This is a genomic window from Pseudomonas sp. C9-3, assembly GCF_032392015.1.
GTDB lineage: Bacteria > Pseudomonadota > Gammaproteobacteria > Pseudomonadales > Pseudomonadaceae > Pseudomonas > Pseudomonas nitroreducens.
Genome location: NZ_CP135919.1, coordinates 15811 through 30742 on the forward strand (window position 1 = coordinate 15811; position 14932 = coordinate 30742).

Consider the following 14932-nt stretch of genomic DNA (forward strand, 5'->3'; position numbering starts at 1 on the left):
CGTGATTCACTGCTTTCAATGCAATGAATCAGGGTTCAGACCATGGCGTACCGGCAAACCGAGGCACGGCTGCAAAAGGACGGCGAACAGCGCGAGCGCATCCTCGAGCTGGCGCTGGCGCGGGTTGCCGACGGCGGCTTCGCCGCGCTGACCATGCAGAGCCTGGCGGATGACGCCGGCATCGCTACCGGCAGCCTCTATCGGCATTTCAGCGGCAAGGGCGAACTGGCCGCCGAAGTCTTCGCTCGCGCCAGCCAGCGCGAGGTGGATGCCTTGGGCGTGCTGCTGAAGGATTCGGGCAGCGCCGCCGAGCGTCTGAATCGAGGCCTCCAGCAATTCGCCGCGCGTGCCTGGGGCAGTCGTCAGCTGGCCTTTGCGCTGATCGCCGAACCGGTCGACCCTGAGGTGGACGAGCAGCGGCTGGTCTACCGCGAAGCCTACGCTGCCCTGTTCATCACCCTGCTGGAGCAGGGTATCGCCACCGGCGAATTCCAGCCCCAGCCGGTGCAGCTCACTGCCGCCTGCCTGGTCGGCGCCATCGCCGAGGCGTTGATCGGTCCGCTCTCGCCACCGGCCCGCGCCGCGCGGGATGCCGGCGAATCCAAGGTTTCCCTGGAGGACGTCAGCGACGCCCTCGTGAACTTCTGCCTGCGCGCCGTCGGTGCGTTCCCTGCTGCTTTGCCAAAACCTGCCAGGCCCACGCCTGTGATGGAGGACCAGCCATGATCCCGCACCAGTACGCCGAAACCCACGAAGTGACCAACCAGGTGCCGCCGCTGGATGGCGCCAACCTCTATCGCGTCGACGTACCGCTGCAGGAGTGGGTGCGTCGCTACGGCGGTGGCTTCGCCGAGCAGAAACTCGACGCCTATGGCGCGCTGGCGGGCGGCCCGCTGATGGCGGCGGGATTCCTGGCCAACGAGAACAAGCCGGTGTTCAAGTCCCATGACCGCTACGGCCATCGCGTCGACCTGATCGAGTTCCACCCGGCCTACCACGAGCTGATGCGCGCCTCCATCGAGGCCGGCATTCCGTCCATGCCCTGGACCGACCCGCGTGCCGGCGCCCAGGTTGCCCGCGCCGGCCTCAGTTACCTGCACAGCCAGGCCGAAGCCGGCACCGGCTGCCCGCTGACCATGACCTTTGCCAGCGTGCCGGCCATCCGCTTGCAGCCGGACATCGCCGAGAAGTGGCTGCCGAAGATCCTCTCCACCGAATACGACCCGCGCAACCTGCCCATCGAGCAGAAGGCCGGCGCCACCATCGGCATGGCCATGACCGAGAAGCAGGGCGGAACCGACGTGCGCGCCAATACTACCCGCGCCTACCCGGTGGGTATTCCCGGCCCGGGGCAGGCCTACGAGTTGGTCGGCCACAAGTGGTTCTGCTCGGCGCCGATGTGCGACGCCTTCCTCACCCTGGCCTACACCGACAAGGGCCTGACCTGCTTCCTGCTGCCGCGCCACCGCCCGGACGGCAGCCGCAACGAGTTCTACATCCAGCGCCTGAAGAACAAGCTGGGCAACTGGTCCAACGCCTCCAGCGAAGTGGAATACCGCGGCGCGCTGGCCTGGATGGTCGGCGAGGAAGGCCGCGGCGTGCCGACCATCATCGAGATGGTCGCCATGACCCGCTTCGACTGCATGATCGGTTCCAGCTCCCTGATGCGCCAGGCGCTGACCCAGGCCGCGCACCACTGCGCCTATCGCCAGGTCGGCGGTCGCGTATTGGCCGAGCAACCGCTGATGCAGAACGTACTGGCCGACCTCGCCCTGGAAAGCGAAGCCGCGCTGGCCCTGACCATGCGCATGGGCCGTGCCCTGGACCACCTGCACGACGAACAGGAAGACAAGTTCGCCCGCCTGGTCACCGCCGTGGGCAAATACTGGATCTGCAAGCGCGCCCCCGCGATGATCAACGAAGCCGCCGAATGCCTGGGGGGTGCCGGCTACGTCGAGGACACCATCCTCCCGCGCCTGTACCGCGAAGCGCCGGTCAACTCCACCTGGGAAGGTTCGGGCAACGTGCAGTGCCTGGACGTGCTGCGCGCCCTGTCCAAGGAGCCCGGCGTGCTCGACGCACTGTTCGCCGAACTCGGCGACGGCCATGGTGACGCGCGCCTGGCCTCGTTCATCGGCAACCTCAAGGCGTCCTTCGCCGATACCCAGGACATCCAGTACCGCGCCCGCCAGCTCACCGAGAACGTCGCCGTCGCCCTGCAGGCCAAGCTGTTGCTGGAAGCGGGCAACTCGGTGGTCTCCGACGCCTTCATCGCCAGCCGCCTGGACGACGGCGGCCGCGTCTATGGCACCCTGCCGCGCGGCGTGGATGTGGAAGCGCTGGTGGCGCGGGCGACGCCGCACCTGGCGTGATGCAACTTTGCCAGCTGCCCGCCACGGGCAGCTGGCCTGGTCCTGTCATTGATCGTCTCTGTTGAATCTGTCATCCCCTTCCGCCACGGAAGCAGGCAAGATGGAGCTGATCGTTCAGACAGGATGCCCACCATGAGTCTTACGACTGGCGACGAGTTCTTCGTCGCGCAGACCGCCGAAGAGGCCGTCGATCAACTGGCCGTGCTTCACGAGCGCGCCACCGGCGCCCTGAACCAGGCGCTCAAGCGGTACCTGAAGGACCGCGAAGTCCCCGACGCGCAACAGCGCGAACAATTCCGCTACCCGCTGCTGCGGGTGACCTACCTGTGCCAGGGCGAAGTGCCATCCACCACCCGCGCCTACGCCAAGGTCCAGGTACCCGGCACTTACGCGGTGACCATCACCCAGCCCAAGGCCTTCCGCAAATACCTGCTCGAGCAGCTGCGCCCGCTGATGGAAGATTTCACCGTGCGCGTGGAAGTCGGTGTCAGCCAGCAGAACATTCCTTACCCCTACGTGGTGGAGAGCGGCGACGAGCTGGGCGGTTCCGGTGTGACCGCCGCCGAGCTGGCGCGGGTGTTCCCCAGCACCGACCTGTCGGCTACTTCCGATGGCGTGGCGGACGGCCTGTACGAATGGGAGAACGCCGACCCGATGCCGCTGGCGCTGTTCGACGCTGCGCGTACCGACTTCTCCCTGCGCCGCATGGTGCATTACACCGGTAGCGACTGGCGCCATGTGCAGCCGTGGATCCTGCTGACCAACTACCACCGTTACGTCGACCAGTTCATCCACCTGGGCCTGGAGCGCCTGCGCGATGACCCGCGCTTCGTGCGCATGGTGTTGCCGGGCAATGTGATCATCGAGCGCGGCACCGATGCCGGCGAGGCCAACGCCATCGTCGCCAGCGTCGAGTGGCATCGCTTCCAGATGCCGGCCTACCACCTGATCGCCGAGGATGGCGACGGCGTGACCCTGGTGAACATCGGCGTCGGCCCGTCCAACGCGAAGAACATCACCGACCACCTGGCCGTGCTGCGCCCGCACTGCTGGCTGATGGTCGGCCACTGCGGCGGCCTGCGGCAGTCGCAGACCATTGGCGACTACGTGCTGGCCCACGCCTACATGCGCCGCGACGGCATTCTTGACCGCGTGCTGCCGCCGCACATCCCGATCCCGGCGCTGGCCGAAGTGCAGCTGGCGCTGCAGGAAGCCGCCGCGTTGGTCACCGGCGAACGCGGCGACCAGCTCAAGCGTCGCCTGCGCACCGGCACCGTGCTCACCTACGACGACCGCAACTGGGAGCTGCACTGGGCCCAGGAACGCCCGCTGATCAACCTGGCGCGGGCGATTGCGGTGGACATGGAAAGCGGCACCATCGCCGCCCAGGGCTACCGCCTGCGGGTACCCTACGGCACGCTGCTGTGCGTCTCGGACAAGCCGCTGCACAGCGAGATCAAGCTGCCCGGCGCGGCCACGGCGTTCTACCAGCGCGCGGTAAGCCAGCACCTGTCCATCGGCATCGCCGCCGTCGACCTGCTGCGCACCCAGCTCAACTCGCTGCACTCGCGCAAGCTGCGCAGCTTCGACGAGCCACCGTTCCGCTGATCTGCGACAGGGCACGGGGCGACCAGCAGGGTGATGGTGGTCGCCTCATTTGCATCAAGGAAGCAGCGTAGGGCGCATAACGCGCCAGCGTTATCCGCCGTGCAGGTTGCGGCGTATAACCTGTTCCAGGTTATGCGCCCTACGGTGCTGAAGAAAGCCGATGGAGAGTGTTGCCGATGACCGATCCTCGCAAGACCCCGGCGGGCCGCGCGCTCGCCCTGCTGGACCTGACCTCCCTGAATGATCGCGACGACCTGCAAAGCACTGTCGAACTCTGTCGCCGTGCGCTGACGCCCTACGGCGATGTGGCGGCGGTGTGCGTCTGGCCGAAGCTGGTGCACGTCGCCCGGCGCACACTCAATACCCTGGGCGGGCGCTCGGTGAAGGTCGCCAGCGTATGCAACTTCCCCGCGGGCAACGCCCCGCTGGCGGACGTGGTGGAGGAGGTGCGCAAGACCCTTGCCGAAGGCGCGGACGAGATCGACCTGGTCTACCCGTGGCGCAAGCTCAAGGCCGGCGAGCCAACCGGCGCGGTGGAGCTGATTCGTACCTGCAAGACGCTGTGTGGGCCGTACCACCGGCTCAAGGTGATCCTGGAAACCGGCGAGCTGGCCGATCCCGAATTGATCCGCGCGGCCTGCCGGGAAGCCATCGCCGGCGGCGCCGACTTCCTCAAGACCAGCACCGGAAAGGCGGCGGTGAATGCCACGCCCGAGGCGGTGCGGGTAATACTCGAAACCATCGAGGAGGAGGGCGGCAAGGTGGGGCTCAAGGTATCTGGCGGGCTGCGCACGCTGGCCGATGCGCAGGGCTACCGGACGCTGGTGGAGGAGCGTTTCGGCGCTGGCTGGATCACCCCGGAGCATCTGCGCTTCGGCGCATCGTCGTTGCTTGACGATCTGCTGCGCGAGTTGGGCGCCGAAGCCAAGCCCATCTCCACGCGCAGTTACTGAACCGCCCGCGTTGACGCAGCCCGGGGCGGGCCTAGAATGCTCGCCTCCCGCGCCACGGGGAACCGTGGCGCGCCCCTCCGGTCGGACCTTTGCCGACCTTTTCCGCTGGTGATTGCATGCCCTTCCGCGCCCCCTCGCACCTGACCAATCCCTTGCGCCGCTTCGCCCGCCGCCTGGTGGAAAACGGCACGCCCGAAGTCGCCGCGCCGCTCCCTCTGCCCGACAGTATCGCCGGCGAACCCTGGTTCTCCGTGGGCAAGGCGGTGGAAGGCCTGGGCGGCGAGCGGGTGGATGGCTGGTGTCTGGAGGAGTGGCCGGGCCTGGCCCTGCGTGCCCGCTTCAGCGCCTGCTGGCGCGATGGTCAGGGTCGCCTGTGGAATGTGCTGCCGGGCGGCGAAGCCATCGCCTTCCTGCACGACCCGAAGCGCCGCTACGAGGGCGTGCCCCTTGCCGAGCAACTGCACGCGCTGGAGCGTGACGAGCTGCTGGACGACTACCTCTGGCTCAGCCGTGAGTTGGGCAAACCGCAGATGGATGACGAGCGCCGGGAAGTCCGCGAGTCCATGCGCCAACGGCTGGAGAGCTGGCTGGAGCTGGGCGGCCGCGGCGACAAACCGTGCCCGTGCAACAGCGGCAAGCGCTATCGCAACTGCTGCAGCAAGCGCGTTCGCGAGAACTGAGACTGCTCTTCGTGGAAGCGAGCCTGCTCGCGAACCGGGTGTTGCCGGTGGATCGGTGTTGGCCTGATGCCAATCGCAGACGGAGCCCACTCCTACCCAGAGACAACCGCCGTGTGCTTTCGTGGGGTTTTACGCCCGGCTTTCTGTAGGAGCGAGCTTGCTCGCGAACCGCCCAGCGCTGCCGCCACCGGAAAGCACGTTCGCGAGCACATACGCTCTTAGAGGGAAGCATCCGGCATCGGTGGCACGAGCCACTGCTCGCCCGGCTTTGGCGCCCGGAAACGCTCCGCAGCCACGCCGCGCTGCTCCAGGGACTTAGCCAGGTCGCTGAGCGGCGTGAATTGGCCCTCATCGCTCAGGCGGAAGGTGCCGAAGTGGATCGCCATGCTGCATTGCGAGTCGAGATGCTGGTGCGCCTGTACGGCGTCGTCCGGGTTCATGTGGTGGTGGCGCATGAACCAGCGCGGCTCATAGGCGCCGATGGGCAGGGCGGCAAAGCGCATCGGACCGAAGCGCTCATGCATCAGCCGAAATTCCTCGCCCAGCCCGGTATCGCCGGGGAATAGCAGCGGGCCGTCCGGCGACTCCAGTACGAAGCCCATCCACAGCGTGCGGTTGGTGTCGCGCCGCGAGCGCGCCGACCAGTGTTGCGCCGGCACGCCGGTGAGCAGCATGCCCTCGGGCATTGGCAGGCTCTGCCACCAGTCCAGCTCGACGATGTCAGTGAAGCCGCAGGCGCGGATCAACTCGCCGTTGCCCAGGCCGGTCACCACTTTCGCCGACGGGAAGCGCCGGGCCAGCTCGCGCAGGCTGTGGATATCCAGGTGGTCGTAGTGGTTGTGGCTGACCAGGATCAGGTTGATCGGCGGCGATTCGTCCAGCGCCAGGCCCGGCGGGTGCACGCGCTTGGGGCCGACGAAGCTGAACGGGCTGGTGCGCTCGCACCAGAGCGGGTCGGTGAGGATGTTCAGGCCGCGGTGCTGGATCAGCAGGGTGGCGTGGTTGATGTAGGTGACGCGCAGTTCGTCGCCTTCGACGCGGGCCGGCGTTTGCGGGCGGGCGTTGGGGCCGGGCTGGGCGATCCACTCCTGCTGGCGGCCGCGTTCGCGTTGCCATTTGAGGAAGGCGCGCAGGCCGTTGTGCGGTTGGCGGTCGAGATTATGAAAGCGGGTGCCGTCGAAATGCGCCGTCTGCGGGCCGCGATAGCGGGCGCCGAGGCGGCCGCTGAGGTTCTTCAAGGTAATCAGCCAGGTGGGGTGGCTCATGGGCATGCTCGTGCGTGCTCTTGCGATGAGTACTCGGCACAACCTAGCATGCCGGGCATTCGCCGTACCCCCAACCTCGGTTACCAGTCTTTTCGCCATGCCCCGTCCTCCGCGCCCCGCCAATCGCCGTCCTGCAGCCCGTCCCGCACCCCGTCGTGTGGCCAAGGCGCCGCCGGCGCAACCCAGGCTGATCCTGCTGAATAAGCCGTTCGACGTGCTGACGCAGTTCAACGACAGCGACGGCCGCGCAACGCTGAAGGATTTTGTCGATATGCCGGGCGTCTATCCGGCCGGGCGGCTGGACCGCGACAGCGAAGGTCTGTTGCTGCTGACCAACGACGGCCGCCTGCAGGCGCGCATTGCCGATCCCAGGCACAAGCTGCCGAAGACGTATTGGGTGCAGGTGGAAGGTGAGCCGAGCGACGAACAGCTCGATCAACTGCGCAAGGGCGTGCAGCTTAACGATGGCCCGACATTGCCGGCCGAGGCTCGACGGCTGGAAGAACCGCAGTTGTGGGAGCGCAATCCGCCGGTGCGTTTCCGCAAGTCGGTGCCCACGGCCTGGTTGGAGCTGGTGATCCGCGAGGGTCGCAACCGCCAGGTTCGGCGGATGACGGCGGCAGTCGGCCTGCCCACGCTGCGCCTGGTGCGCGTGCGCATCGGGCCGTGGCAGCTGGATGGGCTGCAGCCGGGAGAGTGGCGGGAAGTCAGCCCCGAACTCTGACAGTCCGAGGCGAGGTGGGCGTCAGAAGCCGCCTTCGAGTCCGGCGACGACCACCGACTTGATCAGGAAGCCGAGTACGCCCAGGCCCAGTGCGAAGAACAGCACCATGGTGCCCATGCGGCCGGCCTTGGACTTCTTGGCGAGGTCCCAGACGATGAAGGCCATGAACAGGATCAGGCCGGTCACCAGGCCATACATCATCCAGTCTTCGAAACTTTCGTTCATTGCTGCTCCTGCCCGGTACGGATGTGTCTCGTGGGGCGCCGGGACTGAGGGTGGTGGTGGAGAAGGCGCGCATTATACGCATGCGGCGCTTGGTCGTTCAGAGCCGTTCATAAATTGAACAGTTCCTCCTGCGCGACGGACGCAATGCCGCGAAAGATCGCGCCGCGGCCCGGCTGGCGGGGAAATCTCCGGTATCGATTTGGTTCGGCGAGAGGCGGGGTGCGCTGCTGTGTCGCAGGGGCGCAAGTTGTCGGAGCGAGCTTGCTCGCGAACCGCACGGCACTGGCGTGCCAGGCAGGCCACGTTCGCGAGCAAGCTCGCTACAGAAAGCGGGTCAGACGCGCAGGTGATCCAGCGGCAGCTCGGTGCTGGCCAGTACGTTGCGCAGCACGAAGCTCGACCGCACGCTGGTCACGCCTTCGATGCGCGTGACGGTGCCGAGCAGGAAGTGCTGGTAGTGCTCCATGTCCGGCACCATCACCTTGAGCTGGTAGTCTGCGTCCATCCCGGTCACCAGGCTGCATTCCAGTACTTCGGGGCACTTGCCGATGATCTGCTGGAAGTGCTCGAAGCGCTCCGGGGTATGCCGGTCCATGCCGATCAGCACGAAGGCGGTGAGGCTCAGGCCGAGCTTCTTGCTGTCCAGCAGGGCGACCTGGCGGACGATGTAGCCATCGTCTTCGAGCTGCTTGACCCGCCGCGAGCAGGGGGAGGGTGACAGGCCGATGCGTTCAGCCAGCTCCTGATTGGAGATGCGCGCGTCGCGTTGCAGTTCGGCAAGAATTCGCAGGTCGTAGCGGTCCAGCTTGTCCATGAAAGCCTCGGATTTTAATTGAATTGCGCTTTTGGCGTAATTTTTAGCTGTTTGTTGCTCAGGTGGTGCCTGTGTGAGCAATCTTAGCAATCATTTATCCGCTCTGTCGCTGTACTATTTCTTCCAGATTCACAGCCCGGACATCACGTCCCCCTGCGATCCGCCCAATCAGGCGCTTCGCGGCCCGCCGACCCCACAGGATCGCGCCGGCCACCGGGCTACGCACTGCCCAGAAGGCGGAGCGAGGTGAGCCGGCGCCAACAGCGACGAGCAGGACGAGATTCCACAAAGGGAGGCTGACGAGCCTCCCTTTTTTCTTGCCCGCGATTTGCCCGCCATCTTTACCCTGACTTTACCCAACGCCTTGCAATGCGGGCTTTGCGCCGTGGTCTATGGCAATGTCGCATCACTGTTTTCGGCCTGGGCCGAAGTGAGGAATTCATGAAGTCGGGCATCTGGCAGTGCGCCTCGTTTGCTGTGCTCTCGTTGCTGCTGGCGCTTCAGTCCGCCAATGCCGCCGGCCCGGACGGGCCGGGTGGGCAAGGGCAGCCGCCCGGTCAGGGTGGCGGCCAGGGCCGGCCATCAGGCGGTCCCGGTAATACCGGCCATTCCGGTGGCGGACAGTCTGGCTCCCACGACGGCCAGGGGCATTCGGGCGGCGGCTTCCAGGGGCGTCCCACTGGCGGTGGCAACGGTGGCCAATGGCAGGGCCGCCCACCGGGCGGCAACAACAATGGCCAGTGGCAAGGACACCCCTCGGGCAACGCCGGCAATAACGGCGGCCAATGGCAGGACCGCCCACCGGGCGGCAACAACAATGGCCAGTGGCAAGGACACCCATCGAGCAACGCCGGCAATAACGGCGGCCAATGGCAGGGTCGTCCACCGGGTGGCAACAACCATGGCCAGTGGCAAGGACATCCCTCGGGCAATGCCGGCAACAACGGCGGCCAATGGCAGGGGCGTCCATCGGGTGGCAACAACAATGGCCAGTGGCAAGGGCATCCCCCAGGCAACACCGGCAACAATGGCGGCCAGTGGCAAGGTCGGCCGCCGGGATACGGCAGCAGCCAATGGCAGGGTCAGGGCCGTCCACCCTCGGGGAATGGGCATGACGTGCGTCCGCCGGCAGGTGGCTGGCAGGGTCGACCGCCGCCTTCCCACGGCAACTGGGGGCCGCATCCGTCGAACTGGCGCCCTGGCTACGTGGTCAACGCCATGCCGCCGGGGTACTACCGCGTGCCTTATCGCGGTGGCAGTTACTACTTCAACGACGGCTACTGGTATCGCCCCTATGGCTCGCGCTACGTAGTGGTGACGCCGCCCTACGGCGTGCGCGTGCGCTACCTGCCGTCCTATGCCGAGCAGGTGTGGATCGGCAGCATCGGCTATTTCCTGGCCGCCGGTACCTATTACCTCTGGCAGGCGAACTCACAGGAATATGAAGTCGTGGCGCCGCCGCAGGAGGCGCAACCCGTGGCCGTGGCGCAGTCGGGCTACGACCTGGTTGCCTACCCCCTGTACAACCAGGGGCCGGACCAGCAGGCCCGCGACCGCTATGAGTGTCATCGCTGGGCGGCCGACCAGAGCGGTTTCGATCCGGCGCTGGCGAGCTACGCGCCACCGGCCTACGTCGCCGACAACTACCGCCGTGCACTCGGCGCCTGCCTGAGCGGGCGCGGCTACAGCGTCAACTGATCGTCTCTTTGCCCACCACTTCCTGCGGGTCGGCGTGCACCAGCACCTCGGCCCGCGGGAATTCCTTGTGGATCGCCAGCACTGCCTCGTCGCACAGGTGATGCGCCTTGGACAGCGACAGCTCGCCCGGCAACTCCAGGTGCAACTGGACAAACCAGTGCGTGCCGGAAATCCGCGTGCGCAGGTCGTGGGCGCCGAGCACGCCGGGCACCTCGCGTACCAGTTCGAGCATGCGCGTGCTGACGTCCGGGGGCAGTTCCTCATCCATCAGCACGGCGACGGATTCGCGGGCGATCTGGAATGAACTCCAGAGGATGTAGAAGGCGATGCCCAGGCCGAAGATGGCGTCCATCTGCTGCCAGCCGAAGTTCGCCAGCACCAGGGCGACCAGGATGCTGCTGTTGAGCAACAGGTCCGAGCGGTAGTGCAGGGAGTCGGCGCGGATGGCGTTGGAGCCAGTGATCCTCACCACATAGCCCTGCACCATCAGCAGGCCGGCGGTGAGCGCCAGCGACAGGATCATCACCGCGATGCCCCAGCCCGCGGCTTCCACTGGTTCGGGGTGTTGCAGCCGATCAATGGCCTGGGCGCCGACCAGCACGGCGCTGACCGCGATGAACAGCGCCTGCGCCAGCCCGGACAGCGATTCCGCCTTGCCGTGGCCGTAGCGGTGGTCGTCGTCCGCGGGGCGGATGGCGTAGTGCACCGCCAGCAGGTTGAGGAAGGAGGCGGCGCCGTCGAGCAGCGAATCGGTAAGACCGGCCAGCAGGCTGACCGAGCCGCTGAGCCACCAGGCGATGGCCTTGGCGACGATCAGGGTGGTGGCGACGCCGAGCGACGCAAAGGTCGCCAGCCGCATGAGGTGGGCGTGGCTGGCGTGCTTGAGCATCAGGTGTCCAGGCGGTTGGGCAGGAAGTAGATGTAGTCCAGCAGCGGCGCCTTGTGGCCCAGCGCGGTGATCGCTGCGCTCATCTGCCCGCGGTGGTGGGTGCCGTGGTTGACCAGGTGCTGGATGATGTTCGCCAGGCTCTGGCGGTGTTCCTGCCCGGCCATGTTGCGGTAATCCAGCTGGGTACCGAGGGTGGCGTCGCTCTGTTTGCTCAGCCACAGGCGCCAGGCGCCGACACCGTCATTGAGAAAGTCGGCGAGGCCGGCGCGATCCGGCGCGGCCTCGGCGTCCAAGCGTTCGAATTGCCAGGGCTCGCGCTGCACACGGGCGAACCAGATGCGATCGACCACCGCGAGGTGGTTGAGGGTGCCGTGCAGGCTGTCGAAGAACAGCCCGCGCGGCGCGCGGTAGGCCTCTTCATCCAGGGGCGCGACGGCCTCCAGGATGCGTTCGTAGGCCCACTGGTGGTACGCCAGGAGTTGCTGAAGGTGTGAAGCGAGAGCGCCGTGCATATCAGGCCTCCGGGCGCAGGCCCAGGCTGGCGAGTTGTTGGAGGCTGCCGCTGCGCTGGATCAGACGCGGGTCGTCCAGGGGCAGGCTGCGGCCGGTTTCACGCTCGAGGATTGCCTTGAGTTTAGCCTTGTCCACGGTACCGTCTTCACCCACGGCATCCTTGAGCTTTTCTGGCGCGACGGAGTACTTCGCATCGGGCAGGTAGATCGCGCCGGTGGCGAAGTCTACGCCGAAGGCGATCAGTCCCGGGATGATGTAGAACAACAGGCCGATGGCGTCGAAGGCGACGATGGCCGGGTCGATGCGGCCGTCGATCTGGCCGCGGCGGTCGGGATAGAACAGGGTGCCGCAGGCGGTCAGCTGGCTGAACAGGGCGGCGCTCAGAACGGCGCAGGACACACGGGTGGCAAGACGCATGGAAGACCTCCAGGAGGATGATGCAGACAACTATATCAACGAGCTCGCTGTCGCTGCTGGCAGATTCGCACTATGCGGCGTTCTCGTTGCTTCTATGACTGCCGAGTTGGCATCGCGGTTCGCCCGCTATAATCGCCGCCCCCCGCGAAAACCGGGTTACTGCCCCATGAAATTCCAGGAGCCGGCATGATCGCCCTACCCATCGACAGCGTCCTTCCCGACTTGCGCCAGGCCCTGGCTGCGCGCCACGAGGTGGTGCTGGAAGCGCCGCCCGGCGCCGGCAAGACCACGCGCGTGCCGCTGGCGCTGCTGGGCGAGGCGTGGCTGGCCGGGCAGTCGATCCTGATGCTGGAACCACGCCGCCTGGCTGCCCGCGCTGCTGCCGAGCGGCTGGCCAGTGAGCTGGGCGAGAAAGTCGGCGAGACCGTCGGTTACCGCATCCGCCTGGACAGCAGGGTTGGCCCGAAGACGCGCATCGAGGTGGTTACCGAAGGCATCCTGGCGCGGCGCCTCCAGGATGACCCGGCGCTGGAAGGCGTGGGCCTGGTGATCTTCGATGAATTCCATGAACGCAGCCTTGATGCGGACCTGGCCCTGGCGCTGACCCTCAACGGCCGTGCGCTGCTGCGCGACGAGCCGCCGCTGAAGGTGCTGGTGATGTCCGCGACCCTGGAGGGCGAGCGCTTGTCCGCGTTGCTGGACGACGCCCCGGTGGTACGCAGCGAGGGCCGCATGTTCCCGGTGGACATCCGTTGGGGGCGCCCCTGGCAGGCCGGCGAATTCATCGAGCCGCGCGTGGTGCAGACCGTGCAGCAGGCGCTGGCGGATGAACCCGGCAGCCTGCTGGTGTTCCTGCCCGGCCAGGCGGAGATTCGCCGCGTCGCCGAACAATTGGGCGATGCACTGGCCGGTCGCCCCGAAGTACTCATCTGCCCGCTGCATGGCGAACTTGATCTGGACGCCCAGCGCGCCGCCATCGAGCCCGCACCGGCGGGCAAGCGCAAGGTGGTGCTGGCCACGAATATCGCCGAAACCAGCCTGACCATCGACGGCGTGCGCGTCGTCGTAGATGCCGGGCTGGCGCGGGTGCCGCGCTTCGATCCGGGCAGCGGCATGACCCGCCTGGACACCCAGCGCATTTCCCGCGCCTCCGCCACCCAGCGCGCCGGCCGTGCCGGACGGCTGGAGCCGGGCGCCTGTTATCGCCTGTGGTCCGAGGCGCAGCACGATCAACTGCCGGCCTATGGCGCGGCGGAAATTCTCCAGGCCGACCTCGCCGGCCTCGCGCTGCAACTGGCGCGCTGGGGCGTGGCCCCGCAGGAACTGGCCTGGCTCGACCTGCCGCCCGCCGCCGCTTATGCACAGGCCCAGGACCTGCTGGAGCGTCTCGGCGCGCTGGCCTCCCGCGCCGGCGGCGGCAGCCTCACGCCCCACGGCCAGGCCATGGCCGAGGTGCCGGCGCACCCGCGAATCGCCCACCTGCTGCTGCGCGGCCACGCGTTGGGGCTGGGACAATTGGCCTGTGATCTGGCCGCCCTGCTGGGCGAGCGCGACATCCTGCGCGGCAACGACGCCGACCTGCATCACCGCATCGCCCTGCTGGCCGGCGAGCAGAATGGCCCGCGCGCCAGCCGCGGCGCGGTGCAGCGCGTTCGCCAGCTGGCGCGGCAGTTCAAGGGCTACCTGCGGGGTCCTGCCCGTGAACCGGTTGCCGACCCCGAACATCCGCGTTGGCTCGGCGGCCTGCTGGCCTTCGCCTACCCGGACCGTATCGCCCGTCAGCGCCGCGCCGGTGGCGGCGAATACCGCCTGGCCAACGGTCGCGCCGCGCTGTTCGGCGAGCCGGATGCGCTGATGAAGGAAGCCTGGCTGGTGATCGCCGACCTCGGCAGCCGCCAGGGCCAGCGCGAGGAGCGCATCTACCTGGCGGCGGCGCTGGAGCCGGCGCTGTTCGAGTCGATTCTCGCCGAGCAGGTCAGCGTCCACGATGAACTGGAGTGGGATGAACGCGAAGGCGTATTGCGCGCCGAGCGACAGCGCAAGGTCGGCGAGCTGGTCTTGTCCACCGAGGCGCTGCCCAATCTGGACGCCGAAGCTCGCAGCCGCGCACTGCTTGGGCTGGTGCGCCGCAAGGGCCTGGAGCTGCTGCCGTGGACGCCGGAGCTGCGCCAGTGGCAGGCACGCATCGCGCTGTTGCGGCGGCTGGACTTGGAGGGCAAGGGCGAGAGCGAGTGGCCGGATGTCAGCGACGCCGCCTTGCTGGGCTCGCTGGAGAACTGGCTGCTGCCGTACCTGGGCAAGGTTTCGCGGCTCTCGCATTTCGGCAACCTGGAGTTGAGCGGGATTCTCCATGCGCAGCTGCCCTGGCCATTGCCGCAACGCCTGGACGAACTGGCGCCGCGCACGTTGCAGGTGCCGTCCGGCTCGAACATCCGCCTGGACTACAGCGAATTCCCGCCGGTGCTTGCCGTGCGCCTGCAGGAGCTGTTCGGCCTCGCCGATACGCCGCGCATCGCCCAGGGCCGGGTGGCGGTCAAGTTGCACCTGCTCTCTCCGGCGCAGCGGCCAGTACAGGTGACCCAGGACCTGGCCAACTTCTGGCGCAGTACCTATGCCGAAGTGAAGAAGGACCTCAAGGGGCGCTATCCCAAGCACTATTGGCCGGATGACCCGCTGATCACCGAACCGACGGCGCGGGCGAAGCCGCGCAAAAGCTGATGGCGCCGCCGCGCATTGGGTAGGAGCGAGCTTGCTCGCGAACCCAATCCGCTACT

The 14932-nt window shown here is 67.2% G+C and carries 13 protein-coding genes and 1 pseudogene; 8 read left to right on the plus strand and 6 right to left on the minus strand.

Annotated features, from left to right (window positions below; genetic code table 11):
• The first annotated feature begins 42 nt into the window (after window positions 1-42).
• The 5 genes from RS899_RS00080 (at window position 43) to RS899_RS00100 (ending at window position 5613) form a co-directional block, all read left to right on the plus strand.
• A complete protein-coding gene (locus tag RS899_RS00080) occupies window positions 43-726 on the plus strand; it encodes a TetR/AcrR family transcriptional regulator (protein WP_054906794.1) in 684 nt (227 codons plus the stop codon).
• A complete protein-coding gene (locus RS899_RS00085) occupies window positions 723-2372 on the plus strand; it encodes an acyl-CoA dehydrogenase family protein (RefSeq protein WP_233299943.1) in 1650 nt (549 codons plus the stop codon). Before RS899_RS00080 ends, RS899_RS00085 begins: the two co-directional genes overlap by 4 nt.
• Window positions 2373-2504: 132 nt before the next feature.
• Window positions 2505-3980: an AMP nucleosidase gene (gene amn / locus RS899_RS00090; RefSeq protein WP_054906796.1), complete on the plus strand. Its 1476-nt coding sequence runs from the start codon at window positions 2505-2507 to the stop codon at window positions 3978-3980.
• Window positions 3981-4156: 176 nt separating this feature from the next.
• Window positions 4157-4933, plus strand: coding sequence for a deoxyribose-phosphate aldolase (gene deoC, locus RS899_RS00095; protein ID WP_315808782.1), 777 nt, complete (start codon window positions 4157-4159; stop codon window positions 4931-4933).
• 116 nt (window positions 4934-5049) lie between these two features.
• The gene (locus tag RS899_RS00100) at window positions 5050-5613 is read left to right on the plus strand and encodes a hypothetical protein (protein ID WP_315808783.1); all 564 of its coding nucleotides are present in this window, start codon (window positions 5050-5052) and stop codon (window positions 5611-5613) included.
• 218 nt (window positions 5614-5831) lie between these two features.
• Here the strand turns inward: RS899_RS00100 and RS899_RS00105 are convergent, their stop codons facing one another.
• Window positions 5832-6884, minus strand: a complete 1053-nt coding sequence (locus RS899_RS00105; RefSeq protein ID WP_315808784.1) for an MBL fold metallo-hydrolase — start codon at window positions 6882-6884, stop codon at window positions 5832-5834.
• Between the two features lie 151 nt (window positions 6885-7035).
• On the opposite strand from RS899_RS00105, the gene RS899_RS00110 reads away from it, so the two are divergent.
• Window positions 7036-7602 (plus strand): pseudouridine synthase, encoded by a 567-nt coding sequence (locus tag RS899_RS00110; RefSeq protein ID WP_315810491.1) that lies wholly within the window; start codon window positions 7036-7038, stop codon window positions 7600-7602.
• Between the two features lie 21 nt (window positions 7603-7623).
• Here RS899_RS00110 and RS899_RS00115 read toward each other — a convergent pair whose 3' ends face one another.
• Both RS899_RS00115 and RS899_RS00120 read right to left on the minus strand, forming a co-directional pair.
• A complete protein-coding gene (locus RS899_RS00115; protein ID WP_015475469.1) occupies window positions 7624-7827 on the minus strand; it encodes a DUF2788 domain-containing protein in 204 nt (67 codons plus the stop codon).
• 334 nt (window positions 7828-8161) lie between these two features.
• Entirely contained in the window at window positions 8162-8641 is a 480-nt protein-coding gene (locus tag RS899_RS00120; RefSeq protein ID WP_024763946.1) for an Lrp/AsnC family transcriptional regulator, read from the minus strand.
• A gap of 1104 nt (window positions 8642-9745) precedes the next feature.
• Here RS899_RS00120 and RS899_RS00125 point away from each other — a divergent pair.
• A pseudogene (locus tag RS899_RS00125) lies at window positions 9746-10339 on the plus strand (DUF6515 family protein); the annotation flags it as partial.
• Here the strand turns inward: RS899_RS00125 and RS899_RS00130 are convergent.
• The 3 genes from RS899_RS00130 to RS899_RS00140 are packed head-to-tail and all read right to left on the minus strand — an operon-like array spanning window position 10332 to window position 12158.
• Window positions 10332-11228, minus strand: a complete 897-nt coding sequence (locus RS899_RS00130) for a cation diffusion facilitator family transporter (RefSeq protein WP_054906802.1) — start codon at window positions 11226-11228, stop codon at window positions 10332-10334. The pseudogene RS899_RS00125 and the gene RS899_RS00130 sit on opposite strands and share 8 nt — an antisense overlap.
• The gene (locus tag RS899_RS00135; RefSeq protein WP_315808785.1) at window positions 11228-11740 is read right to left on the minus strand and encodes a DinB family protein; all 513 of its coding nucleotides are present in this window, start codon (window positions 11738-11740) and stop codon (window positions 11228-11230) included. The genes RS899_RS00130 and RS899_RS00135 overlap by 1 nt, the downstream gene beginning before the upstream one ends.
• Window position 11741: 1 nt before the next feature.
• Entirely contained in the window at window positions 11742-12158 is a 417-nt protein-coding gene (locus RS899_RS00140) for a hypothetical protein (RefSeq protein WP_054906804.1), read from the minus strand.
• Window positions 12159-12344: 186 nt separating this feature from the next.
• Here RS899_RS00140 and hrpB point away from each other — a divergent pair, with 186 nt between their 5' ends.
• Window positions 12345-14876, plus strand: coding sequence for an ATP-dependent helicase HrpB (hrpB, locus tag RS899_RS00145; RefSeq protein ID WP_315808786.1), 2532 nt, complete (start codon window positions 12345-12347; stop codon window positions 14874-14876).
• Window positions 14877-14932: the final 56 nt, after the last annotated feature.

What these genes read in the sequence shown, in the direction of transcription:
- RS899_RS00140 (WP_054906804.1), bottom strand. Translation starts at nt 12,158, where the DNA reads ATGCGTCTTGCCACCCGTGTGTCCTGCGCCGTTCTGAGCGCCGCCCTG.
- RS899_RS00120 (WP_024763946.1), bottom strand. Translation starts at nt 8,641, where the DNA reads ATGGACAAGCTGGACCGCTACGACCTGCGAATTCTTGCCGAACTGCAA.
- RS899_RS00130 (WP_054906802.1), bottom strand. Translation starts at nt 11,228, where the DNA reads ATGCTCAAGCACGCCAGCCACGCCCACCTCATGCGGCTGGCGACCTTT.
- RS899_RS00100 (WP_315808783.1), top strand. Translation starts at nt 5,050, where the DNA reads ATGCCCTTCCGCGCCCCCTCGCACCTGACCAATCCCTTGCGCCGCTTC.
- RS899_RS00085 (WP_233299943.1), top strand. Translation starts at nt 723, where the DNA reads ATGATCCCGCACCAGTACGCCGAAACCCACGAAGTGACCAACCAGGTG.
- deoC (WP_315808782.1), top strand. Translation starts at nt 4,157, where the DNA reads ATGACCGATCCTCGCAAGACCCCGGCGGGCCGCGCGCTCGCCCTGCTG.
- hrpB (WP_315808786.1), top strand. Translation starts at nt 12,345, where the DNA reads ATGATCGCCCTACCCATCGACAGCGTCCTTCCCGACTTGCGCCAGGCC.
- amn (WP_054906796.1), top strand. Translation starts at nt 2,505, where the DNA reads ATGAGTCTTACGACTGGCGACGAGTTCTTCGTCGCGCAGACCGCCGAA.
- RS899_RS00080 (WP_054906794.1), top strand. Translation starts at nt 43, where the DNA reads ATGGCGTACCGGCAAACCGAGGCACGGCTGCAAAAGGACGGCGAACAG.
- RS899_RS00115 (WP_015475469.1), bottom strand. Translation starts at nt 7,827, where the DNA reads ATGAACGAAAGTTTCGAAGACTGGATGATGTATGGCCTGGTGACCGGC.
- RS899_RS00105 (WP_315808784.1), bottom strand. Translation starts at nt 6,884, where the DNA reads ATGCCCATGAGCCACCCCACCTGGCTGATTACCTTGAAGAACCTCAGC.
- RS899_RS00135 (WP_315808785.1), bottom strand. Translation starts at nt 11,740, where the DNA reads ATGCACGGCGCTCTCGCTTCACACCTTCAGCAACTCCTGGCGTACCAC.